General features: G+C 65.2%; 30 protein-coding genes and 1 pseudogene. 28 read left to right on the plus strand and 3 right to left on the minus strand.

All coding sequences use genetic code 11. From position 1 onward, the window contains the following. Positions 1-55 precede the first annotated feature (55 nt). The 14 genes from EV666_RS03905 (at position 56) to EV666_RS03965 (ending at position 7,953) form a co-directional block, all read left to right on the plus strand. Positions 56-619 (plus strand): S24 family peptidase, encoded by a 564-nt coding sequence (locus EV666_RS03905; protein ID WP_165909889.1) that lies wholly within the window; start codon positions 56-58, stop codon positions 617-619. Then, on the plus strand, positions 616-1,065 hold the full coding sequence (locus EV666_RS03910; RefSeq protein WP_132003377.1) for a hypothetical protein: 450 nt from the start codon (positions 616-618) through the stop codon (positions 1,063-1,065). Before EV666_RS03905 ends, EV666_RS03910 begins: the two co-directional genes overlap by 4 nt. Positions 1,066-1,328: 263 nt before the next feature. Continuing rightward, a complete protein-coding gene (locus EV666_RS03915) occupies positions 1,329-2,309 on the plus strand; it encodes a hypothetical protein (RefSeq protein ID WP_132003380.1) in 981 nt (326 codons plus the stop codon). A 51-nt stretch (positions 2,310-2,360) separates the two neighbouring features. Further along, on the plus strand, positions 2,361-2,696 hold the full coding sequence (locus tag EV666_RS03920) for a DUF2190 family protein (protein ID WP_132003383.1): 336 nt from the start codon (positions 2,361-2,363) through the stop codon (positions 2,694-2,696). Between the two features lie 42 nt (positions 2,697-2,738). Continuing rightward, complete coding sequence (locus EV666_RS03925; RefSeq protein WP_132003386.1) at positions 2,739-3,677, plus strand: major capsid protein; 939 nt, start codon at positions 2,739-2,741, stop codon at positions 3,675-3,677. Further along, positions 3,677-3,910, plus strand: coding sequence for a hypothetical protein (locus tag EV666_RS03930; protein ID WP_132003389.1), 234 nt, complete (start codon positions 3,677-3,679; stop codon positions 3,908-3,910). The genes EV666_RS03925 and EV666_RS03930 overlap by 1 nt, the downstream gene beginning before the upstream one ends. Positions 3,911-3,933: 23 nt before the next feature. Beyond that, positions 3,934-4,368 carry a phage protein Gp36 family protein gene (locus EV666_RS03935; RefSeq protein WP_132003392.1) on the plus strand — a complete coding sequence of 145 codons (435 nt, stop codon included), beginning with the start codon at positions 3,934-3,936 and terminating at the stop codon, positions 4,366-4,368. After that, positions 4,365-4,859: a Gp37 family protein gene (locus tag EV666_RS03940; protein ID WP_165909890.1), complete on the plus strand. Its 495-nt coding sequence runs from the start codon at positions 4,365-4,367 to the stop codon at positions 4,857-4,859. Before EV666_RS03935 ends, EV666_RS03940 begins: the two co-directional genes overlap by 4 nt. 11 nt (positions 4,860-4,870) lie before the next feature. Then, positions 4,871-5,140 (plus strand): hypothetical protein, encoded by a 270-nt coding sequence (locus tag EV666_RS03945; protein ID WP_132003398.1) that lies wholly within the window; start codon positions 4,871-4,873, stop codon positions 5,138-5,140. 6 nt (positions 5,141-5,146) lie between these two features. Continuing rightward, on the plus strand, positions 5,147-6,433 hold the full coding sequence (locus tag EV666_RS03950; protein WP_132003401.1) for a phage tail sheath subtilisin-like domain-containing protein: 1,287 nt from the start codon (positions 5,147-5,149) through the stop codon (positions 6,431-6,433). Positions 6,434-6,459: 26 nt separating this feature from the next. Beyond that, positions 6,460-6,978, plus strand: a complete 519-nt coding sequence (locus tag EV666_RS03955; protein ID WP_132003404.1) for a phage major tail tube protein — start codon at positions 6,460-6,462, stop codon at positions 6,976-6,978. 63 nt (positions 6,979-7,041) lie between these two features. After that, the gene (locus tag EV666_RS03960) at positions 7,042-7,383 is read left to right on the plus strand and encodes a hypothetical protein (RefSeq protein ID WP_132003407.1); all 342 of its coding nucleotides are present in this window, start codon (positions 7,042-7,044) and stop codon (positions 7,381-7,383) included. A 41-nt stretch (positions 7,384-7,424) separates the two neighbouring features. Then, entirely contained in the window at positions 7,425-7,550 is a 126-nt protein-coding gene (locus EV666_RS18765) for a hypothetical protein (protein WP_280990821.1), read from the plus strand. Between the two features lie 10 nt (positions 7,551-7,560). Then, positions 7,561-7,953, plus strand: coding sequence for a hypothetical protein (locus EV666_RS03965; protein ID WP_132003410.1), 393 nt, complete (start codon positions 7,561-7,563; stop codon positions 7,951-7,953). Here the strand turns inward: EV666_RS03965 and EV666_RS03970 are convergent. Continuing rightward, on the minus strand, positions 7,950-8,204 hold the full coding sequence (locus EV666_RS03970; RefSeq protein WP_132003413.1) for a hypothetical protein: 255 nt from the start codon (positions 8,202-8,204) through the stop codon (positions 7,950-7,952). The two genes, EV666_RS03965 and EV666_RS03970, sit on opposite strands and share 4 nt — an antisense overlap. Before the next feature lie 134 nt (positions 8,205-8,338). Here EV666_RS03970 and EV666_RS03975 point away from each other — a divergent pair, with 134 nt between their 5' ends. The 12 genes from EV666_RS03975 to EV666_RS04030 are packed head-to-tail and all read left to right on the plus strand — an operon-like array spanning position 8,339 to position 18,321. After that, positions 8,339-8,662 (plus strand): hypothetical protein, encoded by a 324-nt coding sequence (locus EV666_RS03975; RefSeq protein WP_132003415.1) that lies wholly within the window; start codon positions 8,339-8,341, stop codon positions 8,660-8,662. Beyond that, positions 8,659-8,838: a hypothetical protein gene (locus EV666_RS03980; RefSeq protein WP_132003418.1), complete on the plus strand. Its 180-nt coding sequence runs from the start codon at positions 8,659-8,661 to the stop codon at positions 8,836-8,838. Before EV666_RS03975 ends, EV666_RS03980 begins: the two co-directional genes overlap by 4 nt. Positions 8,839-8,850: 12 nt before the next feature. Next, entirely contained in the window at positions 8,851-11,625 is a 2,775-nt protein-coding gene (locus EV666_RS03985; RefSeq protein ID WP_132003421.1) for a phage tail family protein, read from the plus strand. Between the two features lies 1 nt (position 11,626). Continuing rightward, on the plus strand, positions 11,627-12,097 hold the full coding sequence (locus EV666_RS03990) for a phage tail protein (RefSeq protein ID WP_245514208.1): 471 nt from the start codon (positions 11,627-11,629) through the stop codon (positions 12,095-12,097). After that, entirely contained in the window at positions 12,094-12,330 is a 237-nt protein-coding gene (locus EV666_RS03995) for a tail protein X (protein WP_132003427.1), read from the plus strand. The genes EV666_RS03990 and EV666_RS03995 overlap by 4 nt, the downstream gene beginning before the upstream one ends. Further along, positions 12,318-13,352 (plus strand): phage late control D family protein, encoded by a 1,035-nt coding sequence (locus tag EV666_RS04000; RefSeq protein WP_132003430.1) that lies wholly within the window; start codon positions 12,318-12,320, stop codon positions 13,350-13,352. The genes EV666_RS03995 and EV666_RS04000 overlap by 13 nt, the downstream gene beginning before the upstream one ends. Then, positions 13,349-13,864 (plus strand): phage baseplate assembly protein V, encoded by a 516-nt coding sequence (locus EV666_RS04005; protein WP_132003433.1) that lies wholly within the window; start codon positions 13,349-13,351, stop codon positions 13,862-13,864. The genes EV666_RS04000 and EV666_RS04005 overlap by 4 nt, the downstream gene beginning before the upstream one ends. 57 nt (positions 13,865-13,921) lie before the next feature. After that, positions 13,922-14,335 carry a baseplate gene (locus EV666_RS04010; protein ID WP_132003436.1) on the plus strand — a complete coding sequence of 138 codons (414 nt, stop codon included), beginning with the start codon at positions 13,922-13,924 and terminating at the stop codon, positions 14,333-14,335. After that, positions 14,319-15,488, plus strand: a complete 1,170-nt coding sequence (locus EV666_RS04015; protein WP_132003439.1) for a baseplate J/gp47 family protein — start codon at positions 14,319-14,321, stop codon at positions 15,486-15,488. The genes EV666_RS04010 and EV666_RS04015 overlap by 17 nt, the downstream gene beginning before the upstream one ends. Beyond that, entirely contained in the window at positions 15,481-16,161 is a 681-nt protein-coding gene (locus EV666_RS04020; RefSeq protein ID WP_132003442.1) for a phage tail protein, read from the plus strand. Before EV666_RS04015 ends, EV666_RS04020 begins: the two co-directional genes overlap by 8 nt. Then, positions 16,158-17,777 carry a phage tail-collar fiber domain-containing protein gene (locus EV666_RS04025; protein ID WP_132003445.1) on the plus strand — a complete coding sequence of 540 codons (1,620 nt, stop codon included), beginning with the start codon at positions 16,158-16,160 and terminating at the stop codon, positions 17,775-17,777. The genes EV666_RS04020 and EV666_RS04025 overlap by 4 nt, the downstream gene beginning before the upstream one ends. A gap of 1 nt (position 17,778) precedes the next feature. Continuing rightward, positions 17,779-18,321, plus strand: coding sequence for a DUF4376 domain-containing protein (locus EV666_RS04030; RefSeq protein ID WP_132003448.1), 543 nt, complete (start codon positions 17,779-17,781; stop codon positions 18,319-18,321). An 88-nt stretch (positions 18,322-18,409) separates the two neighbouring features. On the opposite strand, the pseudogene EV666_RS18865 reads toward EV666_RS04030, so the two are convergent. Beyond that, positions 18,410-19,324, minus strand: a pseudogene (locus tag EV666_RS18865) (ComEC/Rec2 family competence protein); the annotation flags it as partial. A gap of 877 nt (positions 19,325-20,201) precedes the next feature. Between EV666_RS18865 and gltX the strand changes: the two are divergent. Together gltX and gltA are read left to right on the plus strand one after the other, a co-directional pair. Further along, positions 20,202-21,623: a glutamate--tRNA ligase gene (gene gltX, locus EV666_RS04040; protein WP_132003454.1), complete on the plus strand. Its 1,422-nt coding sequence runs from the start codon at positions 20,202-20,204 to the stop codon at positions 21,621-21,623. A 356-nt stretch (positions 21,624-21,979) separates the two neighbouring features. Next, positions 21,980-23,269, plus strand: coding sequence for a citrate synthase (gltA, locus tag EV666_RS04045; protein WP_132003457.1), 1,290 nt, complete (start codon positions 21,980-21,982; stop codon positions 23,267-23,269). Between the two features lie 286 nt (positions 23,270-23,555). Here gltA and lpxB read toward each other — a convergent pair whose 3' ends face one another. Next, positions 23,556-24,728 (minus strand): lipid-A-disaccharide synthase, encoded by a 1,173-nt coding sequence (gene lpxB / locus EV666_RS04050; RefSeq protein WP_132003460.1) that lies wholly within the window; start codon positions 24,726-24,728, stop codon positions 23,556-23,558. Between the last annotated feature and the right edge of the window lie 107 nt (positions 24,729-24,835).

Consider the following 24,835-nt stretch of genomic DNA (forward strand, 5'->3'; position numbering starts at 1 on the left):
TTGGCATGCCGTCGAAGGAAAGAACGTCCGGGCTGACTTAAGGGAAGCCCTCGGAGTGTCTGACAAAACGATCGAACGCTATTATCGGGGGGAAACATTCCCCACGGCCGATGACATGGTGAAGATCGCCTCAGTGACAGGAATGAACCCTGACTGGTTCATTCTTGGGATCACGCCTCCGTCACGCCACGAAAATGAGGACAAAGATGTCGTTTTTGTCCCACGTTTGGCCGTACGGCTGTCAGCGGGAATCGGTCGGTGTAACGACCAGGAACAAGAGGTAGAGCGGATTCCGATGGCGCTCAGCCTGATCCGCAAGCTTGGCGTGAAGCCTGATAAAGCTCACATCGTGCAAGCTGACGGCGACAGCATGGAAAATACCATTCGCGATGGTGATGACGTACTAATTGATACGGCCATGACTGAACTAAGCGCGGAAGGCATATATGCTTTAGTCATTGGTGAGTTGGCGATGATAAAGCGCGTCATGCCCTTGTTTAACGGTGGCTTTGAGTTGATATCAGACAATGATCGCTATAGGTCTATTGAAATATCAAAGGCAGATGCAGAGCAGTTACGGGTTATAGGACGCGCCAAGTGGGTTGGGAGGGCACTATGAAATCCATCATCACTGCTTGCGCCATGTGTCTTGCAACCTTGCCGGCTATTGCAGATTCATTTGATCCAGCAGTTTTGCCCAAACTATTGAGCCAGCCGCGCGCCAAATTGGAAGCGGCGCTCGGTCAGCCTGAACGCTGTGAGAATCCCGGTGGCACGGTGACATTTTGCAATTTCCAAAACAAAGAGCGGAATGAGCGATACGCTGCGCGCCTGAATGGTGACCGGACCTTCTATGTTCACTGGCTTCTGTCATCAACGGCAGGGCGCTCTGTCACTTGGGGGCAGATTTTCCCTGACGGTGAATGTCGCGAACCGCCAGCACCACGATATATCGCGGGGCAACTGTATTCATTCACGTGGACTTGTCGGGACCATGTGCAGGTCGAGATTGCCGAGAGGGAAAACGGAAAAACCCAAGCCGTGACGGTCTCCAACCACGACTGATTTCAAGCCCCCGCCAGCCGCCACGATGATGTGCAGGCTGTCGTCACACCCGGCGCGCGCTACCCCCCGTTAGAACCGGCGTTAGAATCGACGCAATCACCTATCCCGCCGCCGGGTGCCGCCCCTGGCGTTTTTCCAGCGCCTGGGGTATGGATTTTGACGTCGCCCGACGCGGCGATTTGCGATGACGCGTCCCCCGTCATCGCCACCTGATCCGCCCATGCGCGGTCCCCTACGGTCGAGGTCTCCACAGAGAGGCCGCAATGACCGGAACCACCAAACGCATTGAAGTCTTCAGGCCGGGCACCTTCACGCCCATGTCCGGCGCGTCCGTCACCATGACGGCCGAGGATCTGCGCGGCATCGCCGCCGCTTACGATCCGGCCGTCTATGAAACGCCGGCCGTCGTCGGGCACCCGAAGACGGAAGACGCCGCTTATGGTTGGGCGAAGGCCTTCTCTTATGACGAAGCCAGCCAGCGGCTGGTTGCGGACGTCGGCGACATCGCGCCAGCCTTTGGCGAGGCGGTGGCGGCGAAGCGCTACAAGAACATTTCCCTGTCCCTGTTTGCGCCCGGCGCGCCGAACAACCCCAAGCCTGGTGCCTGGTATCCAAAGCATATCGGCTTCCTCGGCGCGGTTGCGCCTGCCGTCTCCGGCCTGAAGCCGGTGTCGTTTGCAACCGACGACGGCGCCCTGACCTTTGAGTTTGGCGACCCGGCCAACTGGCTGAATGAGCAGCAACGCCCAGCCAATTCCCCAACAACGGAGCAGACCATGACTGACGCCGAGAAGCGCCAGAAGGAACTTGATGCGCGCGAAGCGGAAGTCCGCAAGCGCGAGGCCCTGCTTCAGCATGACCAGAACGTCGCGTTCGCTGAAGGGCTGATCAAGGAAGGCAAGCTGATCGCCGCCTCGCAGCCCCGCGTCGTGGCGCTGCTGGACACCCTGGAGGCCCAGCCTGCCGCTGCCGCCGGAACCGTGTCGTTCGCCGAGGGCGACGCGCAGATCACCCAGTCTCCGGCCGACGCCGTGCGCGCCATCCTCGCCGATCAGCCCGTCGTGGTGTCGTTCGGCGAGTTCGCCGGCCGCCAGCCCGCCGAAGCCCAGGCAACCGTGTCGTTCGCGTCGCCAGACGGCCGCGCGGTGGACGCCACAGGTCTCGCCCGTCTGGCGAAGATCGAAGCCTGGCAGAAGCAGAACCCCGGCGCGACCTTCGAACAGGCGGTTGCGGCGGTCAGCTGACCGGCGCGCCCTCCCCGTCAGCCTTCAGGCGCCGAACCGAGGACACCTCGCATGTATGCCGAAATCGACCTTCTCAACCTGCCGATCACGGCGACCGCCTCCGTGCCCGCGCAGACCTGCGTCACCTTCGACGGCGATCCGGCCGCCGAGGACGAACCCGTGTTCGGCGTCTCGCAGTTCAGCCAGATCACCGGGCGCGAAGTCACCTGCAAGGTGCTGGGCGTGGCCGTGCTGAAAGCGACCGGCGCCATCACAAAGGGCGCCCGTGTCATCTCGTCTGCGACCGGCGGGGCAAAGACCGGCGGCGCCACGCCCGCAAATCCGATCGGCCGCGCGCTCACCACGGCCGCCGATGGAGAGTTCGTCCGCGTCCTTCTCGGGCGCTGATCGCACCGCCTCACCCGCAGCATCACTCCGGAGCATCCTCATATGTCGGGCATGAATCCCCAGCAGGCGGCCGTTATTGAGCCCATCCTGTCCACCCACGCGCGCGGCTATCGCAACGCCCAGTACATCTACGACCGCCTCGCGCCCGTCGTGGACATTCCGAACCGTTCCATGCGGGTGATCCGCTTCGGCAAGGAAGACTTCCGCAAGATCAACACCCGCCGCGCGCCGGGCGCCGCCACTGCGCGCATCCAGTACGGCTATGCCTCCGACCCTGTCGCCCTTCCTCAGGACAGTCTGGAAGCGACGGTGCCGGTGGAAAATCAGGAAGAGGCACTGAAGGTGCCGGGCTTCGATCTCGCGAAGATTTCCGTGGAGCGCGTGCTTAACGTCTTTGGGCTCAACCTCGAAATTGAGGTGGCGACGAAGGCCCGCGATCTGAACACCTATGGCGCCAACAACAAGCTGACGTTGGCAGGCGCGTCCAAGTGGAGCGATCCCGACAGCACGCCGGGCAAGGATGTCGACGCCGCCCGTGATGCTGTGCGGCGGATGATCGGCCTTCGGCCCAATGTCATGGTGCTTGGCCCGGCAGTGTTCAGCGCCCTGAAAAATCATCCAAAGGTGCAGGAGAAGTTCAAGTACGTCTCCAGCGACAGCATCACCACGAAGATGCTGGCGTCATATTTCGAGGTGGCGGAGGTGGTCTCAGGCGACGCCATCTATCTGCCCGACACTGCCGCCGACAGTGAACCTGCCCAGGACATCTGGGGCGGTGACGCCATCCTGGCCTACGTCAACCGCAGCGGCGACTACCTGTCGCCCTCCTACGGCTACACCTATCGCCTGCGCGGGTGCCCGTTTGTGGAAACGCCCTATCACGAGCGCAATGCGAAAAGCTGGATTTATCCGGTGACGGATGAAGAGCTGCCCTACATCACCGGCGCCGAGGCGGGCTTCCTGTTCAAGGATGCGGCCTGATGGCGGCGAAGCCCCGAAAAACTGCGGGCAACGCGGCGGCCACTCCGGCCGCCGCCAGCTCCGGCGGGGCGGCCGGCGTCGCGGACCTGCGGCGCTACCCGGTGCTGTCGCCCCTCGACCATGACGGCGTGCGGTATGCGCCCGCCAATCCCGACGCCGACGAAATCCTGCTGACGCCTGACGATGCGCTGCGGTTGCAGGAACTTGGCGTTCTCGGGGCCGAGCTGGCGTAACCCGCGCCGCGTGGAGTGATCCGATGTCCCTGCTGACCGTTGACGCATATGTCGCCCGCATCGGCCCAACCGAGGCCGACAATGTCGCCGGCTCTGGCCCGCGCGGTGAACGCGAGCTGGATACGGTGAAGATTGAGGGCGCGCTGTCGTTCGGCGCGTCGCTGGTCAGCGGGCGACTGGCGGCACGGTTCCCGGTGCTGCCCTCGCCGGCTCCGGAAATCCTGCTTGGCATCCATCAGGACATCGCCACCTACCGCCTCCGCTACAAGACGGGCGACCAGTCCGGCGTCCAGGACGAAACCTACAAGCGTTATCAGGCGGCCCTGAAGCTGCTCGACCAGATCGCGGATGGCGACCTGACGATTGACGGCTCGGCCGCCGGTCGCGCGCCGGACCCAGTCGTGGTGCGCGGCGAACCCGTCAGGGCGCCGCAGATTCTGACGGGATGGCTGACATGACCGACGCCCCCGATATCGCCGCAGGCAATCGCAGCGCCGCGACCGCCGCCGGGATGGGCGAGACCGACAGGATTGTCTCGGCCATCGTCAACCTGTTCGAAGCTGGCCTGCCGCGCGACGTGCATGTGGCGATCATGCCTGACCGGGTGAAGGATTTCGACCTGGGCGAACACGAAGCAGCTGCGCTGGTGCACTACCGGGGGTCCGACTACCGGGCGCCGGAAACCTCAGACGGCATCTGGCAGACGCGGCGCGTCACCATAGACGTCCATCTGATGGTCCGGGGCCTGACCGGCCGCCTCGGCGCGCCGTCGCTGGTCGATTCATCCCGCATCACCCTTCAGGGCAAGAGCGTCCATGGCTCCACCCCCTTCGCCGTACTGCGCGACGGTCTCGTCAGCGAGAACGACGGCATCTGGGACTACGTCATTTCCTTCGCGGCCTCCCTGCGCGCGGTCGCTCCGCTTCCCCAGCAGAGGACTTACCTATGAGCAAACCGCGCATGAGCCGCTTCACCTGGCACGGTCAGTTCCAGACGTTGTCCGTCCCCGGCTTTGAGGGCGCGGTCAGGAATGGCGGAAACTACGCCCTGCCGGAAGACCATCCGCTGGTGAAATCGTGGATCGGCCGCGAGTGGCTGAAGCCGGTGACAAAATCCGCTGCGCCTCCCGTCAAGGACACCTCACGCCCCGCGCGCGCGGGAGCCAGAGTGGAGCAACAGGCCGAAACGCGGACCCCCGACGTGGCCGTCCCGGCGCAGGAGCAGGAGTAACAGGCCATGGCGGGCGAGAACTATCATCACGGCCCCGAAATCATCCGCATCGCCGACGAAGGCGGCGTGGTCACCGATCAGAAGATGGCGGTGACGTGGGTGCAGGGCGCGGCTCCAATCCACCTTGTGCATGAGGATGCGGAGGCACGGAAGGCCTATATCAACCAGCCGATCATCATCCGCCGCCGCGAGCAGATCGCGGAGCTGCTGGGGCCGGCGACCGAAGGCTATTCGCTGCCCGAAGCCCTGAACGCCATGTTCAACAAAGACAAGGGTCAGGGCGTCGGCACGATCGTCGTCAACAACGTGTTCGATCCGGACGTTCACAAAGAGGGCACGGACCCCGACCCGACGAAGATCGCCGCCGCCGACATGGTGGGCGCCATCTCCCCAGCCGGCAAGCGTTCCGGCTTTGAGGTCGCCTACACGTGTTACAACCGCTTCGGTTTCTTCCCCCGTCGCATCATCGCGCCCCGCTTCACCGAGTTGACGGGCGTGCGCCAGAAGATGCTGGAGGTGGCGAACAACGTGAAGGGTCACGCTGTTTGCGATCTGACGCCGGGTCTCACCGTACAGGGCGCCGTGGAGGCGCGCGGCGCGACGCAGCCATTCGCCACGTCCAGCGACCGGATGGTTTACTGCTATCCGCAGCTGTCGGCGCTTGATCCGGTGACCGCAGAGCAGGCGCTGCAGCCGTATTCGCAGCACTTCGCTGGCGTCTGGAACCAGGTGGTGTCCGACGAAGGCCCGCAGGCCTCGCCCTCTAACCGGCTGATGACCGACGTGTCGGGCACGGAAACCGACATCGTCTATATGCCGGGCCGCTACGACACGGACACCAACCTGCTCAACGAAAAGGGCATCGTCACCACGATGACCACGTATGCGGAAGGCATCCGGACGTGGGGCGCATCATCGTCGGCCTGGCCGACCGTGCACAACACCGAAGCCTGGCTGCATGCCCAGACGGTGCTGGACGCGATTGATGACGCCGTCCTGTTCTACATGCTGCCCTACACCGACAAGGGCGCGATCCCGACCCGGCTCGGCCTGATCGAAGAGCGAGTGAACAAGTACCTCGCCAGCAAGTCCCGCGCCGACGACGTCAGCGCCTGGCTGTACGGCGGCACCTTCTATTTCGACCGCAAAAAGACCACGGCCGAAAGCATTGTCGGCAATGGTCAGGTGTTCTGGAAGCTGGAGCGCCAGCCGGTCGGCATCATGCACCGCGCCACGATCGAAGCCTCGACCAATCTGGATTTCGTTACCACGGCGCTCGGCCTCACGGCCTGATCGCGCCCGCCTGAAAGGATATCGTCATGGACGCGGTCAAGATCGGCCAGCTCACCAATGCCGAAGTCTACCTGAACGACAACCGGTGCGTCGGCCGCTTCAAATCCATCGACGTGCCCAAGCTGGAATACGAGACGGTCAAGCACGCCTCGCTTGGCATGGTTGCCGAGCTTGAGGTTCCTTCGCGCCAGCTCAAGTCCATGAAGGGCAAGGGTGACAGCCAGTGGCTTGATCCGGACGTCACCGCCCTGTTCTCGGTGCCGAACCGGGCGGTATCGCTGACGCTGGACGGCTACACCGACATTTTCGGGCCGGACGGGCTGATCATCGAGCAAGGCTTCCGCTGCACCTGGCATCTAACCATGCTGGTTGGCAGCAACGACGCCGGTTCCATCAAGTTCGGCAATGATTTCAAGGGCGCGTTTGAATATTCCGCCCTCCGCTTTGTCGAGCGCAATTCCCGCAATCCAATTCCGACGCGCGAAGTCGATGTCATGGCCCAGATCAACCGGGCCAACGGCATCGATGTCTGGCCGACCTACTGACGCCACCGACTGAACTGCGGGTGCGCCCGCGACCGCAGAATACCTGTCATTGAAAGGGTAGACATGACCGACGTGAACGACAACGATAGCGGCGTTCTCGCCCGCCTGCGCCGGCACAAGGAAGCTACGACCGGCGATCACAGCTTCACCCTGCCGAATACCGGGGTGGTGGTCACCTACCCCCAGTTCCGGGGCTATGAGGATTGGTCCCGCGCCCAGCGGATGGCTGGCGACGATCCGACCCTGATCAATCTCTATTACATCATCACCGTCTGCGCCTTCGACGGCGAGAAGTTGCGGGCCGGCGACTATCGCGAGCTGATCCCGTCTGATGACCACCTGGCGCTGTCGGGCCGGATGTTCGGCGGCAAGGTGGCCGACACGGGAAACGATCGGAAGGCGTAACCGCGCCGAAGCGGTGGCCCGGCCCGCATGATCATTCGTTCATGCTGCGCTGCGGCTACCGCCATTCGGAACTATCCGCCATGTCGATCGACGAATTCACATGGCGGGTAGAGCGGGAAGCCGCCTACGAAAAGCTGCTGGCCGAGGCGGCGAAAAGGCAGAGTTGAGGGCCATTTCATGACCAGTTCTGACGCTAAGCAGGAAGCAGATGGCGCGCCTTTCAAGCTTGATCCGGCTGGCGTCACAGCTGCGATGGAGAGCGCCTTCCGCCTCGCCGCCCCTGGCGAAACTGATGAAAGTATCAAGCAGCTTATTGCCTCTGAGCCTGAGGCTTTTCTTGGGCTTGGTACGATGGTTGAAGCAGGTATCCGGGCCTATCTGGTCGCCACGGATCAGGCTGTTCCGTTTCGCGGCCGATCTCCCGAAACCGATATTGCCTGCGCCCTGGTTTCGTATGCAGTCCGCCGCGACATGGGAAAGAAGCAGATCAGGAAAATCCTGCGAAAGCTCGGCGCCGATGGGTACGACGCCGAGTGCGCGATTCACAGGAGCGGAATGCGAAAGGACTAACCGAGGCGTCGGTGCCCCATAGCGCCGGCTTGGGCTTCGAATTTTAGTTCGTCAGCGAACTCTGCCAGCTGCTTCCTTGCTTCTGACAAAGCGTCCCCCATTGTCTTGACCGTATCTACGGTAAATCGAAGTTCAACAGTCTGATTATGACTGCCAATCTGGAAGGTAACTACGAATTCTGGCATCTCGATCTCATCAATTCCATTGTCGACGAGCCGGGTAAATTCAATATTCGTGGCAGTTACTTTCATCCGTTTTCCTCTCTGAGGTCGAGGTTGGGGAGCCGCGATCAGCATAGAGGGAAATGCCGGGCGCGCAGCGGGATTTGTGAGAAGGTCCCGTTGCGCGCCCGGTTCATCACCACGTTTTCACGGGAGCCGCGATCATGATGGGCACGCGTTCACGCTTCACCAATGAAGAGTTCGACGCCTTCACCGGATGGCGGCGGCTGCTCAACTGGCGGCCAGGCCATCTGAAGCGGATCAAGCGGCAGTTCTGGCGGCGCACCCGGCGACAGGCGCGGCGTGAGCTGCGGGCGTCAGTCGAAGATCGTGATCTGACGGGCGACCGCCCGCTCTGCCCCGCCCTAGATGACCCTTTCTGGGCGGATTACTTGCCGTCGCGCAACTGGCGCGAAACCACCGCCCACAAAGACGCGTTCACCGTCGCCAGGGCGATGGGCGGCGCTGTCAGGGAGCGGCGCACATGAGCATCTGGCCCCCGATCATCTATCTCGCGCTCATGACGTTCAACCTCATTTCGTTCGCCGTACTGAATGGCCAGCCACGCTCGCCATACAGTTTCCACGACGCCTTCACTTCAATGCTCATGGTGTGTGGACTGCTCTATTGGGGCGGCTTCTTTGAGCCCCTTCTCCGGCGTTGACAGGAGCCTGCCATGACCGACATGACTTTCACGCTGCTCTTTGAGGCAAACGCCGCGAAGGCAATGGAAGTCATGCGCCAGATGCAGGCGGCGCAGAAGGGCATGGATCAGGGCAAGGTCGCGGCTGACGTGGCCAAGGCCGAAAAGTCCATGCAGAACACGGCCGCCGCGTCCGAGCGGAATACCAAGGCCGCCACCGCCCATACAAAAGAACTGGAAAAAGCGGCCAGGGCACAGGCCGAACAGACGCGCGCGGCCGAGGCGACAAAGGCAGCGACTGACCAGACGGCCGCCAATGTCGCCCGTTCTGAAGCCAGCATGCAGCAACAGGCGCGCGCCGAAAGCGAGCGGGCGGCGCGATCGGAAGCAGAACGCCGGCAGGCGCTGGAAGCGGAGATTGCCCGGCGGCGCGTCGCATACCGCGAGTTCGAACGGGCGGATCAGGCCCGCAAGGCCGCTGCGCGCGAACCCTATATGGACGCGTATCGCCAGCATCAGCGCGAGGCCGAGGCGATCGCCCGCGCCGCGCGCCAGACGGAAGCTGCGACGAAGGCAGCGGCGCAGGCGCAACGGGAGGCTGCGCAGGCCACGGCCCGCACCGGCGAAGTTGTGGCCCAGACCGAAAGCCGTTGGCGCCGGGTTGGGCAGGCCCTGTCCGGCATCAACTGGCGGGCCATCGCCTCGGCCGCCGCCGTCGCCTTTGGCACGGCCATCGCCGACAGCGTCAAAACGCATGTGATCAATGCCCTTGTCAGCGTTGCTGGCAGGATCAAGGGCATCATTGGCCAGGCCGCGACGGGATTCACCGACACCATTTATGGCGCGTGGGGGCAGCAGGAACAGCGGCATCAGGCGGTGCTGAGCACGACCAATGCCCTTGGCGCAGAGAAAGCACGAGCATCTGTTGCGGCGGCCGAACAGGCCAGCATCAGCGCTGGCAACGTGTTTAGCTCCAGCGATCTGATTTCAGCGCAGGGAGAGTTGAGCAAAGCTGGCATTGCTGGCGACGGGGCTCTCTATCGCCGGCTCGGCGATACCGCGATTGGGGCCAGCACACCCCAATATCAGGTTCAGCTGGCAGAGGTAGCCCAAGCCTATGCGGCAACGGTTCGCGACAATGACATCGGCCAGCTCGCTCGGATTCTCGGCGCCAAAGTCAACGACAACTCCCTTAGCTTCATGCGCGGTGGCCAACAGGTTAGTCTGCCGATCGGCGACCAGGCCGCCACGACGGCGGCCGCCAACGAACTGCTCAATGTCCACGCCGGGCGACAGCAGGAAAAGGCTGCAACGGTCAGCGGCGTCACCGCCTCGGCCATCAACACCGGACAGTATCTGGTCGGTCAGGCGCTCGACGTGGTCGCCAATGACTACATCCGCCCACGGCTGGAAGCCCTGCAGCGGCAGATGGCTGGCGCTGGCCTGGAGGGCGCGCAGGCGATGGCCCGCGCCATCGGCGAAGACATCGTGCGCCGGCTGGGCGAAGCCGAACAGCACCTGAAGGGCATTTTCGAAACGCTGAAGAGCATTGCCGGCCCTGCCAATACCGTGGCGCAGGCGCTCGGCGGCTGGCATGTGGTCATCGCCGGCCTTGTCGGCCTCAACGTCATCGGCTGGATGGCCGGCGTTGCCTCGGGTCTCGCCGCAATCTCGGCCGCTTCCCTGCCCGTCACCCTCACGGTGCTGGCCGTGGCCGCCGCCATCGCCGCCGTGGCGGCGGGCGCTTATTACATCTATCAGAACTGGGGCAGCATCGGCCCGTGGCTGTCCAATCTCTGGACGTCGATCGCCGACACGGCGCGCTCCGCATGGAACGGATTGATCGACTGGTTCGCTGGCCTCGGCGGGCGGATTGGCAGCGCCCTGGTTTCCGGATGGTCAGGCACGCTGTCTTTCTTCGCCGACATGGGTTCGCGCATCGGCGGCGCCCTGTCGTCGATCAGCCAGACGGTTGTCAGCTGGGCGTCCAGCATCGGCGCGGCGATTACGCAGGTGGGCGAAACCATCCGGGGCGTTTTCGTCAGCGTGTTCGATTCGATTGGCGGTTTCGTCACCAACCGGATCAACGACATCGTCAACGGCGTCGGCCGCGTCCGGAGCGCCATCGTCGAGGCCTGGCAGTTCGTCACCGGCGACGCCAGCACGCGCCAGAACATCGCCACCCAGAATCAGCAGGCGTCGGTAATCGCGGCCGGCGAACAGGCGCGCGCGGCCCAGGCTGCGATTGACGCCCTCGGGCCGGCTGCTCAGGCCGCCGTCGCCCAGGTCAGCGCCATCCTGACCGCCGCCAATTTCCACGCCCAGGGCGTGGCGATGATGACCACGCTGGCCGGCGGCATCCGCGCTGGTGCTGGCGCAGCCGTCGCGGCCGTCGCCGCCGTCACCCAGCAGATTCGCGACCACCTGCCCCATAGCCCGGCCAAGGTCGGCGCGCTGTCCGATCTCGACCGCGTCAGGTTCTCGGAGACGCTGGCTTCAGCCATCCGGCCAGAGCCGGCCGTGGCCGCCGTGCGCGCTGTCGCAGTCGGCATGCGCGCCGCCATCCCGGCGGCTGGCATGGCGATGGGCATTGGCGCAGCCGCCGCCGCGCCGGCGATCGGCGACAGCGCCGCCCCCCTGTCACGGCCAGGCAGCGGCAGCGTCAGCGTCGTCTACAGTCCAACCGTGACCCTGCCCCCCGGAGCCAGCCGGGAAGATTTCGCCTCACTGCTGGAACAGCACAAAAACGAAATCTCCCGGCTGGTGCAGGAGGTGGCCGACAGGCGATCCGAACTGAGGTTTGACTGATATGGGCTTCGGCTGGCTTGGCCCCGTCAGGATGGGCATCTTCACCGGGCCAACGGCCGCCGGTGAAACCGCGAAGGCCACATTGGCCCGCCATAACGTGGCGACCGGCAAGCCCGTCGTTCAGGACGTCGGCGACGATCTGGACGCGAAGAAGCTCAGTTTCTTCTTTGACGAATCATTCTGCGATCCCGTGACAGAGCTGGGCCAGTTGCAGGGCGCCATGAACGCCCGCCAGCCGCTGCCCTACGTCTCCGGCGGCGGCTCTTACACCGGCGCGCGCTATCTGATCGAAAGCCTCGACATCAAGACGCTGCGCACCACGCCGACCGGCCGCGTCGTCAGGCTGGAAGCGTCGCTGACGCTGCTGGAATGCCCGGTTCAGGATCTGGTTGGCCTTGCCACCACGATCGCCCGCGCCGCCGCGGCCGGCATCAGCTCCGGATCGTCGCTCAACGTCGGGGCGCGCAAATGAGCCACCTGCTTCATACGGTTGGCGTGCTGGAGCGCTGGGACCATATCGCCTGGCGCTACTATGGCGACGCCAGCAATTACGCCCCGATCATCGCCGCCAACCGCGACCTGTTCGCCGATTCGTTTTCGCCGCTCCCGGAAATCCTGCCCGTGGGAACGCAGCTGCGCATCCCGGTGCTGCCGCCGTCCGCCCGCCGCGTCGCGCCAGAAGACCTGCCGCCATGGTTCCGATGATCGGCGCCCGCACGGCTCCGCTCGACCTCGGCCAGCCCACGGCGCTGCTAAACTATAACGGCGTGCCGCTGTGGGACAGCGTTTCCAGCCACGTCCTGTCGCTGACCTTCACCGACAACATCGAGGGCGAGGCGGACGAAATCCAGCTCGACCTGCAGAACGCCTCGGGCAAGTGGTTCGACGCTTGGTCTCCCCAGCACAATGACGAGGTGGACGGCCAGTTCGGCTATCGCGGCGGCCTGCTGGTTCCGGTCGGGACGTTCTTTGTCGACAAGCCCTGCGCCAAGGGCGGCCGGGGTGGCGACACCTTCAGCACCCAGGGCCAGTCCGTCCCCGTGGACAAGGCGCTCCGGACCAAAAAGACCAAGGCTTTCGAGAACCAGAAGCTCGGCGACATTGCCCGCAAGGTGGCTGGTGAGCACGGCATGCAGATCGTCGGCACGCCGCCCGACATCGGCTTCGGCCGCATCACCCAGCGCCGCGAAACCGATCTGGAGTTCCTGAAGCGCCTGGCCGAGGACTATGGCGCGTTCTTCGCCGTCAAGGGCAAGCGCGTCGTGTTCATGCCGCGCAAGGATGTGTTCGGCCGGGAACCGGTGCGGACGATCACGCGCGGCGACCGGGAAATCATCTCCTACCAGCTGGCCTACAACGCACCGAAAACCGCCAGCAAGGCCCAGGCGACGTATTGGGAAGGCAACCAGAAAAAGAAGATCGACGTGGAGGTTGAGGACCGGGACGTCAAAACCGGCGACCGCGTGCGCATCGACGATCGTGTTGAGAACGAAGAGCAGGCCAGGACCATGGCGAAGTCCCGCCTGCAGAAGGCCAACCTGCGCCAGTGGACCGCGACCTTCACGCTGGTCGGCGATCCCATTCTGCTCGCCGGACAGTCCGTACAGCTCGCGGGCTACGGTCATTGGGATCGCAAATATTCCGTGCTCCGCGCCCGCCATCAGATGACCCGCAGCGGCATGACCACGGCCGTCGAGCTGGTCGGCGTCAGGGAGGAAGGCAAATGAGCGAGAACAGCCCGTTCAAACGCGGGATCGTGCGCGAGCTGAAGCCAGAGAAGGCGCAGGCCCGCGTCGAGTTCGAAGACGAGGACGGCGTGTCGTCGTACTGGCTCAGCGTCAATTCCGCCCTGGCCTCGGGCACCGGCAGTCGCGTCTACGCCATGCCGGAAATCGGCAGTCAGGTGCACTGCCTGATCGACTGGCGCGGTGAAGACGGCTGCATCCTCGGCGCGTCGTACAGCGACAAGGACCCGCCCCCCGCGACCGATCCGAATCACATCGCCATGATGCTCGGCGGCGGCCTGGAGCTGACTTACGACAAGGCAGCTGGCGGGTTCGTGCTGAAGGTCCCCGCCAACATGAAAATCGAAAGCGGGGCCATCAACCTGAAAGGCCCGGTGACGATCGAAGGGCCGGTGACGATCACTGGCGACATCCTCACCCACAACGGCAAGAACGTCGGCTCCGATCACAGCCATGTCTCCGCCCCGGATGGCCCGCCGGGGCCGCCGGTCTGAGGCTTCGCCTGTCATGTTCACCTGCCCTCAATCTCGCGCGCGCCCGTAAGGTTGCCCATGTCTTCCGCCCTGCCCGTTGACCGCTCCAGCATTCCATACGTCCATTGGCAGATGGCGCTGGACACGTATGACGGCGCCAGCGCGATAGGCCAGATCGCTGCCGGCCTGGATGATCTGCACCAGACGATCTGGACGATCGTGCTCACGGAAAAGGGCACTGTGCCTTTGCAGCCGGAGAAGTGCACCCGGCTGTTGCCGTGGATCGACCGCGCCCCGGCCGAGGCCATCCCGAACTTCACCCGCGAAATCTTCGACGCGATCACGGCATGGGAGCCGCGCGTCCTTGTAGAGCGCATTGCGCCCCGCGCCGTCAGCTCCAGCCAGTGGCTGTTCCCCGTTTTCTGGCGGCCACGCGCCGACGTAACCGCCTCCCTTCAGGTGACGGAGGTGCCCTATGGCGCGGCGCGATGAACCCGGTCCCTATTCGCTGGAGACGCTGGCGGCGATCGAAACGCCGGCCCTGTTCACGCGCGATCCGGACGTGCTGAAGGCGCGCTACGTCGCGTGGTTCGAAGGCGAGACTGGCCGCACCCTCTATCCCATGCAGGTGGAGATGCTGCTGATCGAGACGCTGGCCTACGCCATGTCGCTGGTCGCGGAAGAGGCCCAGATTACGGCTGACCAGCACCTGGTGTCAAAGGCCTCGCGCGTCGGCCTGCTGGCGCTCGGCGCCAACCGCTCAACACCAGAGTTGCCACCGGCCGCCGCCGTGGCCGCCATGCGTTTTTCCGTGCCAGAACCGCGCGCCGCCAACACCCTGATTTCCGAGGGCACGCGCGTTAGCGCCGGCTCCGGCGGCGTCATCTTTCTGACGCTCCAGCCGGCCGTCATCGCGGCGGGCCAGCTGTCGGCCGACGTGACTGCCCAGGCTGAAACTACGGGTGTATCAGGTAACGGGTTCCTGCCTGGTCAGATCAACACCATGCTTGATCCCGTGGCCGGTGTGTCTGCCGCCAATACCGCCACCAGCGAAGGTGGCGCGGATAACGAGGACGTGGAGCTGTATCGCCTGCGCGTCGCCAACGCCTTCGATCGCGTCTCCACCGGCGGCAGCCATGGCTGGTATCGCGAAACGGCTATCGCTGTATCGTCCGCCATCATCGACGTCGCCATTGTGCGGCCGCAGCCCTGCTATGTGGACATTTACCCGCTGACGGCCGATGGCGCGGCAGGTCCCGCCCTGCGCGATCAGGTGCGTGCGGCATTCAACACTGCCGACGCTCTGGACATTCGATTCGGTGATGAAGTCACGGTGAAGGCCGCCACTGCCGTCGCGGTGGCGCCGGTGCTGACCGTCCGCCTGCGTGGAGCCACGGCTGGCGCTGGCCTGGTCGCAGCCGCTGCTGCCAATGGCGTGCTGACCGGCTGGCGCGAGCGACTTGGCGCGCCGGTGGCGCCCAGCGAAATCGAAGACGCGGCGAAGGCAGCGCTGAAGGCTGCCCGCTACGACGTGGTGGATGCCGAAATCAGCGCCATGCCTTTCCGGCTGCTGGCCCAGTCAGAATATCTGTCGCCGGCCCTGATCGACGCGGAAGACGTGATCGTGGAGCGGACAGATGGCTGACCGCTTCGATCCTCGCAGCATCCCGCCTTCCATTCTCGATTCGCGTTCGCGCGCGTTCGGGGCCGTGCTGCGCCGCGCCCTCGCCGAACCTGAATTCAAGGCGCTGCTTTTCGAATGGATCGATTCCGTTGACACGCGGATGCTGCCCTTTCTGATCCGAGAGTTCGGCATCCAGCATTTCGTGGAGCCCGGGCTGTCCGAGGCCGTTATCCGTCGCCTGCTGAAGGGTTCCTTCGAACTGCACAGCAAGATGGGGTTCATCCACGGCGTCCGGACGGGCCTCACCATGCTGGGCGTCACGGTCACCAGCTGGCGGCAGTGGTTTCAGGATACGCCGCAGGCCGCGCCCGGAACCCACGTCGCCACGGTGTCCGTCGCCTCCGAAGTCTTCATCGGCGAAGGACAGGCGATCACCAGCCGCCTGCAGCGCAGCATCGGCCGCATGGTCGCGCGCATGCAGCGCAAGAGCCAGTTCGTGGCCATCCGCTTCACCACCAGCGATCCGGCCTCGGATAACTCCAGCCGCGTGCCTGTCCGCGTTGGCGCGGCTGTCATCACGCGCGTCCGCATCAGCCCAACCACTTCACCTGTCACCAGCCTGATCGCCCAGCCGCCGCTGTATGTCGGCGCGGCTGTGTGGTCCCGGCTGCGAATCAAACCGGGGATCGCATGAGCGACTATACTGGCGTCGTCACCAACGTCGGGCAGGCCAAGATCGCGGCGGCGATCGGCGGCACCGCCCTTAACCTGACCACGATTCGCGTTGGCGACGGCAACGGCGCCCCGATCACGCCCAGCCCGGCCATGACCGATCTGGTGCGCCGGGTCGGCGCGGCCTATCCGATCATTTCGGCCGGCCGCGATCCGGTGAACGCCAATCACTGGCGCGTGTCCGCCCTTATCCCCGTCGATGACGGGCCGTTTGATATCCGTGAGATCGCGGTGTTCGACGCGGCAGGAGACATGATCGCCATCGCCCGCCATGTGCTGGTCGAGAAGCGCAGCCCGGCGCAGGGCGCGGCCGTCGAGCTGGTGACGGACATTGTCTTCCCGGTGTCGGAGACGGCGCAGGTCACGGTTCAAATCCAGCCAGCCGCCGCCATCAGCATCTTCCAGATGTTGCGTGCCGGCTTCTGCGTGGTCGAAAGCGCCACCGTCACCGCCCCGCCAGGCGCGCCCGCCCTCGGCCGCACCCATGTCATTCCAGCGGGCGCAACAGGCGCATGGGCTGGCTTGGCCGGGTATCTGGCCCAGTGGAATGGGACTGCCTGGGTAGCTGTGGACGTGCCTGTCGGCCATCAGGTCGTTGACCAGAGCAAGACGACCGCGGCGCGTTATCTATCGCGTACTGCAACCGGATGGGCTGCTGACATCCCATCCGTAGTCCAGTCGGGCAAGTGGAACTACGCAGTCGCAGCCGGCACGGCCAACGCCCTGACGGTGACGCTTGATCCGCCGCTCTCGGCCTACACGCCGGGCCTCGTCCTGCGCGTGCGAGCCGCGTCGACAAATACCGCTGCATACACGCTCGATGCGGGGGCGGGCGCGAAAGCTGTGGTGCGCTATGACGGCACGCCAACGCAGCCCGGCGACCGGCCGCCCGGGGTCATATCCGAGTATATCTATGACCCCGTGGCGGATGCCTGGCGGCTCATGGTGCTGCCGACCCGCCTTGGCGGCCAGTCTATATACGGCACCGCAGGCTCCTACAGTTTTGTCGTGCCGGATGGCGTCACTCAGGTCGAGGTCGAGGTCTGGGGAGCGGGCGGCGGCTCTGGCGCGTGTCTCGGGTTGACCAACATCTGCGGGTCTACCGGTGGCGGCGGCGGCTATGCGCGCAAGACGATCAAAGGGCTCACGCCCGGATCGTCGGTGGCTGTAACGATCGGCACGGGCGGCACGGGCGGCGTTGCATCGCCGTTTGCGCAGCCTGGAGCCGGCGGGAGTTCAAGTTTTGGGGCTTACGTCTCTGCTACGGGCGGCGGGTCGGGCCAAAGCGCGTCCGGAGTGTTGCCGACATTCGCGGGCTCGGGCGGCACTGGCAGCGGCGGAGATGTCCACGTCTCTGGCGCTCCCGGCGGGCTCTACTGGATCGGCAACGGGGGGAGCGTCGTCTACGCGCCACCAGGAAACGCATACGGTAACCCCTTCCGTCAACCGGGCTCGGGCGATGGGATCGGATTGGCGGCCAGTAATGCAGGCGACGCCGGCACAGCCGGCATCACGTCGACCGGCGCGTCCCGAAATGGTGGCGCCGGGGCGCCCGGCAAAGTGATCGTGAGGTACTGATATGGCTCGTTACGCGCGCGTCGACGGCGGGATCGTCGTAGAGGTCATCGACCTGGCCGACGGGCTGGTCCCGGGTGTGGATCTCTACACGCCAGCATTCGCGGCCGGTCTCGTCGAATGCTCTGCGGCAGTCCGTCAGGGATGGGTCTATGAGGGTGGCGAGCTTTCGGAGCCCCCTCCGCCGCCGCCACCGTCGCAGGCCGATCTGGCCGCCTACGCCGCCGACAAGCGCTGGCAGGCGGAGACGGGCGGCATCACCGTGGCCGGTGTACCAGTGGCGACGGATGACCGCTCCAAGACCATGATCATGGGCGCCCGCATCAAGGCCGATGCGGACAGCAGCTATACCGTGGGCTGGAAAGGCGCGGACGGCAGCTTTGTCAGCCTGACCGCCCCGCAGATCATCGCCATCAGTGACGCGGTGCTGGCCCATGTCGATGCCTGCTTTGCGGCAGAGGCCGCCGTGGCCGCAGCTATCACGGACGGCACGGTCACCACGACGCAGCAGGTCGATGACTGGCCATGGCCGGCCCTGCCAACCTGACCAGAGGTGCAAAAGATCGCGCCGGAATCGGCCACTTCAGGACGGGAGGTGCAAAAGATCGCGCTGGAAGGTGCAAAAGATCGCGCCGCGCTTCACGGTCGACGAGGATTGCCCCCAACATGGCGAGGATCATGATCAGCGAGCGTTCGGTGGCCACATCGGCTCCGGAAAACACGCAATAGGCTGTGGCCCCGGCCATGGCGAGGACAGCGGCGATCTTGCGCACCGGCAGATGCAGGGCGCACCAGGGCGACAGGGCCAGCGCCGCCCGCGCCGTCCAGAAGAACATGCCGGCGGCCAGCACCATGTGCAGGCCGGAAATGGAGATGATGTGATAGATGCCGGCCGCCCTGAGCCAGGCGTTGGTCTGCTCCGTAATCTGTCCGCGCTTGCCGGTGACAAGGGCGGCGGCGACCGCGCCGGCCTGGCCGCCCCAGGCGCCGGCGATGCGCTCCGTCAGCTGCATGCGGCCATTGTCAATCCATGCGGCGAGACGCAGGGCCAGGGGCGGCTCTGGCGGGGCGCGCGCATCCTGCGCCGCCGCCATGCGGCGCTGATCCGGCCTCGGAGCCGCCCGGCCCCCGCCAGCTTCAACCCACCCGCCGCCTCCCCCCTGCCAGACGGCGACGCCGCCAATAATTGACCCTGAAGCGCCCGTCTGCCTGAACCACGCGTCGCGGGCGAAATCATAACCGCCTGGCCGCGCCGCTTCCGGCGGCGGCAGCAGACGCGCGCGGGCCCGCACCGTTACGCCGGCGCGCAAAGGTTCCGCCTGGCGTAACGACAGCCGCACCCGGCGCGGCAATTGTTGGGGCGACAGGCCGGCGAAACTCACCGGCGCCACAAGCAGCCGCAACCCGGCGCCGCGCTGGTCCACCGCTATGACATGGCCGGTCAGTTCGCCGATGGTCGGGCGTTGCAGGACCGGAGCCTGCAAGGTCGCGAGCCGCAAGGCGCTGGCCGCGTAACCGGCCGGAATCATGGCAAGGGCGATCAGCGCCATGCGCGCCGCCGGCTGCCTGCGCGTCGCCGCCGCCAGCAGCAGTGCGAGCGTGGCGACGAGCGAGGGGCCGGCGTCGCCCGGCGTCAACCGGTTGAAATACCAGAGAACGCCGCAGCCGAAGAACACCGGCAGCCAGAGCCAGTGGCGGCGCTGGTCGATTTCCCCGCCCAGCCAGTCCCGGATCTGGAGCAGCGCCAGAGCCGCCCAGACACGGATTGTCGCGGTTGGCGCCCGGCGCAACAGGCGCGCCTCACGCGACAGGCTGGCGACCCGCTGGCGAATCCAGGTGGAGGGCGCCAGCGTTGCAAGGGATTGTTCCCGTAACCCAGGCGCGCCATCAGGGGCGCGTTCCTCCTGAAATCCGGCGTCCGTTCCACCGGGCCTGGCCTTCGCGGCAAACAGCCCCCAGCCCCACGCGAGCGCAGGCGCACCAGACCGGCGCGAGGCTTCCGCCGCCCCGCCCTGCGCGTCCCCCAATGGCTTCATGCGCCGTCCGGCGTCAGGCAGGCTGCGCCCGCCATACAACAGCAACAATCAACGTCCAGTCATGCCCCACATCCGGCTTCGACTGGCCGCCGCCCCATGCTACACGAGCGCATCAGGCGTTTACAGCGCCCGGAGACGGCGCCGCGTGAACGGACAGGCGCGGGCGGCGGCGCCAGAGCGGCCGCCGCGTGGCGCGCGGCTCTCATCGATGAAGAACATTGGGCGCCCGTGGCGGACATGACGTCACACTGGCGCTCCAACGCTTTGATTTAATACAGATCCTGATGCAAAAGCGGAGATCCGCTCTTGCTGGATCGCTTCCGCCAGTCCCATCCGGACCCCGACTCCCAGCCGGGCGCCGCCCTTTCGTATTTCATACGCTGTTGAGCCCATGACCGATCAGATCATCACGCGATTCGCTCCGTCTCCGACCGGCTATCTGCATATTGGCGGGGCCCGCACCGCTCTGTTCAACTGGCTCTATGCGCGCAAGCATGGCGGCAAGATGCTATTGCGCATCGAGGACACCGACCGCGAGCGCTCCACCGACGCCGCCATCGCCGCCATTATCGACGGCCTTGGCTGGCTGGGCCTGAACTGGGACGGCGACGTGGTTTACCAGCATGGCCGCGCCGCCCGGCATCGCGAGGCGGTGGACCAGTTGCTGGCCAGCGGCGACGCTTATTATTGCTACGCCACGCCCGAAGAGCTGACGGAGATGCGCGAACTGGCCCGCAAGGAGGGCCGGCCCATGCGCTACGACGGTCGCTGGCGCGATCGCGACCCGGCCGAAGCGCCCGCCGGCGCGAAGCCGGTTGTGCGTCTGAAAGCCCCGCAGACTGGCGAAACCGTCATCGAGGATGAGGTGCAGGGCCGCGTTGTCTGGCAGAACAGGGACCTCGACGACCTGGTGCTGCTGCGTTCTGACGGCAACCCCACCTACATGCTCGCGGTGGTGGTGGATGACCACGACATGGGCGTCACCCATGTCATTCGCGGCGACGACCACCTGACCAACGCCGCGCGGCAGAAGCAGATTTATGAGGCGCTGGGCTGGAAAACGCCGGTGATGGCCCATATTCCGCTGATCCATGGGCCGGACGGCGCCAAGCTCTCCAAGCGCCACGGCGCCCTTGGGGTCGAGGCCTATCGCAGCATGGGCTACCTGCCGGAGGCGCTGCGCAACTATCTGGTGCGTCTCGGCTGGAGCCACGGCGACCAGGAAGTGTTTTCCACCGATGAAATGATCGCCGCCTTTGGTCTTGGCCAGATTGGCCGCTCGGCGGCGCGCTTCGACTTCGCCAAGCTGGAGAACCTGAACGGTCTCTACATGCGTAACGCCAGCGACGCGCGGCTGGTGGAGGCGATCGAGGCGATCCTGCCGGAACTTGGCCCGGCGCGTGGGCTTGGGCCCACCTTCACGCCAGAACAGCGCGCCAAACTGCTGGCGGCCATGCCCGGCCTCAAGGAGCGCGCGAAAACCCTGGTGGAGCTGCTCGACAGCGCCGCCTATCTTTATGCGGCGCGCCCGTTGCCGCTGGAGCCGAAAGCGGCGGCGCTGCTCGACGACGCGGCCCGGCTGCGGCTCGCCAGCGTCCTGGCCCGGATCGAGCCGCTGCAGGACTGGGCGGGCGAGGCCCTGGAGGCGGCGGTGCGCGATGTGGCGGTGGCGGAGGGCGTCAAGCTCGGCCAGGTGGCCCAGCCCCTGCGCGCGGCGCTGACGGGCAAGACCACCTCCCCCGGCCTGTTTGACGTGATGACGGTTCTGGGGCGGGACGAATCCCTCGCCCGCATTCGCGATCAGGCCGCCTGAGGCGCGCGCCCCGCATCGGAAAAGGCAGATTCAGGGACAGACGGCCACGCAAGCATGGCCGTTTTCATGTCGGCGCGGACGCCACGGCTTTTGCCCGGAACCCGTGGCGGCGGCCTTGCCGCTTGCCGCGGCGCCGCCAGCAATGCGGCGCCCGCCCGCCACGCAGACCTGCCATGCCTGACGGCCGGAAGCGCAGTTACGCTTGAAGGCCCCCGGCAAATCGTTTACCGAAGCACTTGCTGCCTTACGCCCTGCGGGTTTTGCGCAGCGAGATAACCCAGCACCGCGCGGCGCGGCCAACGACCCTTCCGTGGTTTGTTAGCGCCGCCCGGTCAGACCATGCCAAGGGTGATTCAATGACCGCAAAAACGGCTGCACTAAGCGTCGATGGAAACTCGGTGGACCTGAAGATCAAACAGGGCACCATCGGGCCAAGCGTCGTTGATATCGCGCCCTTGTACAAAGACACCGGGATGTTCACCTTCGATCCCGGTTTCACCTCGACCGCTTCGTGCGAGTCGCAGATCACCTACATTGACGGCGACGAAGGCATCCTGCTGTATCGCGGCTATCCGATCGAGCAGCTGGCCGAGCACGGCGACTTCCTCGAAACCTGCTATCTGCTGCTGGAAGGCGAGCTGCCGACCGCCCAGCAGAAGTCGGACTTCGACTATCGCGTCACCCGTCACACCATGGTGCATGAGCAGCTGCTGCGCTTCTTCCATGGCTTCCGCCGCGACGCGCACCCCATGTCGATCATGGTGGCCTCGGTTGGCGCCCTGTCGGCGTTCTACCACGACTCCACCGACATCAATGATCCCAAGCAGCGCATGATCGCCTCCATGCGCATGATCGCCAAGGTGCCGACCCTCGCGGCCCTCGCCTACAAATATCATGTTGGCCAGCCGTTCGTTTATCCGCAGAACGATCTCGACTACACGTCGAACTTCCTGCAGATGTGCTTCGCGGTGCCGTGCGAGGAATACAAGGTCAACCCGGTGCTGTCGCGCGCCCTTGACCGCATCTTCATCCTGCACGCCGATCACGAGCAGAACGCCTCGACCTCGACCGTGCGCCTCGCCGGCTCATCGGGCGCCAACCCGTTCGCCTGCATCGCCGCCGGCATCGCCTGCCTGTGGGGACCCGCCCACGGCGGCGCCAACGAAGCCGCCCTCAAGATGCTTGAAGAAATTGGCACCGTTGACCGTATTCCGGAGTTCATCGCCCGCGCCAAGGACAAGAACGATCCGTTCCGTCTGATGGGCTTTGGCCACCGGGTCTACAAGAACTACGACCCGCGCGCCAAGATCATGCAGAAGACCACCCATGAGGTGCTCAACGAGCTCGGCATCAAGGACGATCCGCTGCTCGAGGTGGCCATGGAGCTGGAGCGCATCGCCCTTTCCGATGAATACTTCATCGAGAAGAAGCTGTATCCGAACATCGACTTCTATTCGGGCATCACCCTGAAGGCCATGGGCTTCCCCACCGCCATGTTCACGGTGCTATTCGCCCTCGCCCGCACCACGGGCTGGATCGCCCAGTGGAAGGAAATGATTGAGGATCCGGCGCAGAAGATCGGCCGTCCGCGTCAGCTCTACACCGGCGCGCCGCGTCGCGATTACGTCAACATCAACCAGCGCTGATTTTTCCCGCGCTGGAAACAGAAAATCCCGGCCATGGCGCCGGGGTTTTTTTCTGGAAACGCGGATGACGCGAGGACCTAATGGCCAGGGCGGGATGCGGCCCGGGTTGGGGCGGCGCGAAATATAAAACGTGGGAGCATCGCATCCGGCGACGCATTCACCCGGGGGGGTGCCGGACGCAAGACCGGTCGCATCGTTGATGGACCCAATGCAACGCCTTCATCTGCAACGCCTTCATCGGGTATGCCGAACTCATGGCGGTCCGGCATGCCCGTTGCCTGTCGCCTCAGCCTCTCCCCCGCATCGCCACGTCTAGGACGATGCCCGCCGCCCGTTCCGACGGCGTCTCGCCCCCTGTTGTCATGCGGGCCTCAACCTCGGCCAGGGCCGCGATCTGGGCGCGGCGCACGGGCGTGTCTGACAGCAGCGGCGTCAGCGCGGCGGACAGGTTATCGATCGTGCAATCCTGCTGGATGAATTCGGGAATGGCGTTCTCACCAAGAATAAGGTTGGCGAGCACCGCCGACTGCGCGGTGATGAGCCGGCGAAGTATGGCGCTTTCGATGTCCGAAACCCGGTAAGCCACAACCATGGGCACGCCGGCCAGCGCCAGCTCCAGGGTCACGGTGCCGGAGGCCGCGAGGGCCGCGTCGGCCTGCTGAAAGGCGTGAAACTTCGCCGCCTCGCCAACCACAATTTGCGGCGGCGTTTTCCATCGGGCGACGCCCGCGCGTATTTCATTCTCCAGATGACTGACCGCCGGCAGCGTCAGATCGAAATGCAGCCCGCGATCGTGCAACTGGCCGAGGGTTTCGCCAAACACGTTCAGCAACCGCGAGATTTCGCTGCGCCGGCTGCCCGGCAGAACCAGCAATCGCGGCGGACTGGCCAGGGGATGATCCAGCTGCCGGTCGCCCCGAAGCAGGGGCAGTTTCTCGATCAGCCGGTGGCCGACATAGGTGCAGGCGGGGCCGCCCAGGCGCCGGTGCGCCTCGGGCTCGAACGGCAACAGCGCCAGCAGATGGTCGACATAGGCCGCCATTTTGCGGGCCCGGCCGGGGCGCCAGGCCCAGACGCTGGGGCTGACATAATCGACGATTGGCAACTCCGGCAAACGTTTGCGGACCCGTTTCGCCACCGCGTGGGTGAAATCCGGGCTGTCGATGATGACCAGCACGTCTGGCCGGGCGGCGACAATGGCGTTAACGGTCTGGTAGACCCGCCGGATCAGCGTTGGCAAACGCATGACCGGGGCGATGAACCCCATGACGGCGATGTCGGACAGGGGAAACAGACTTTGCAAGCCTTCCCGGGCGAGCCGCTCCCCGCCAACGCCGCCGAATGCGACGCCAGAGCCAAGCCGCAGTCTCAGCGCGGCGGCCAGCCCGGCCCCGAGCTGGTCGCCGGATTCCTCGCCACACACCATCCACACTTTCAGGGGGGTCGCTGAATTCACCATGTCCTCCCGGAGACGCCGGCTCACCTGCCGGCTGCGTGTTCAGCCATGCGCGCCATTCCGGCGCCGCGGCGTCAGAGCGTGTATCTGTCAACGAACAGGCGGCGCCA

Source organism: Camelimonas lactis, assembly GCF_004342915.1.
Taxonomy (GTDB): Bacteria; Pseudomonadota; Alphaproteobacteria; order Rhizobiales; family Beijerinckiaceae; genus Camelimonas; species Camelimonas lactis.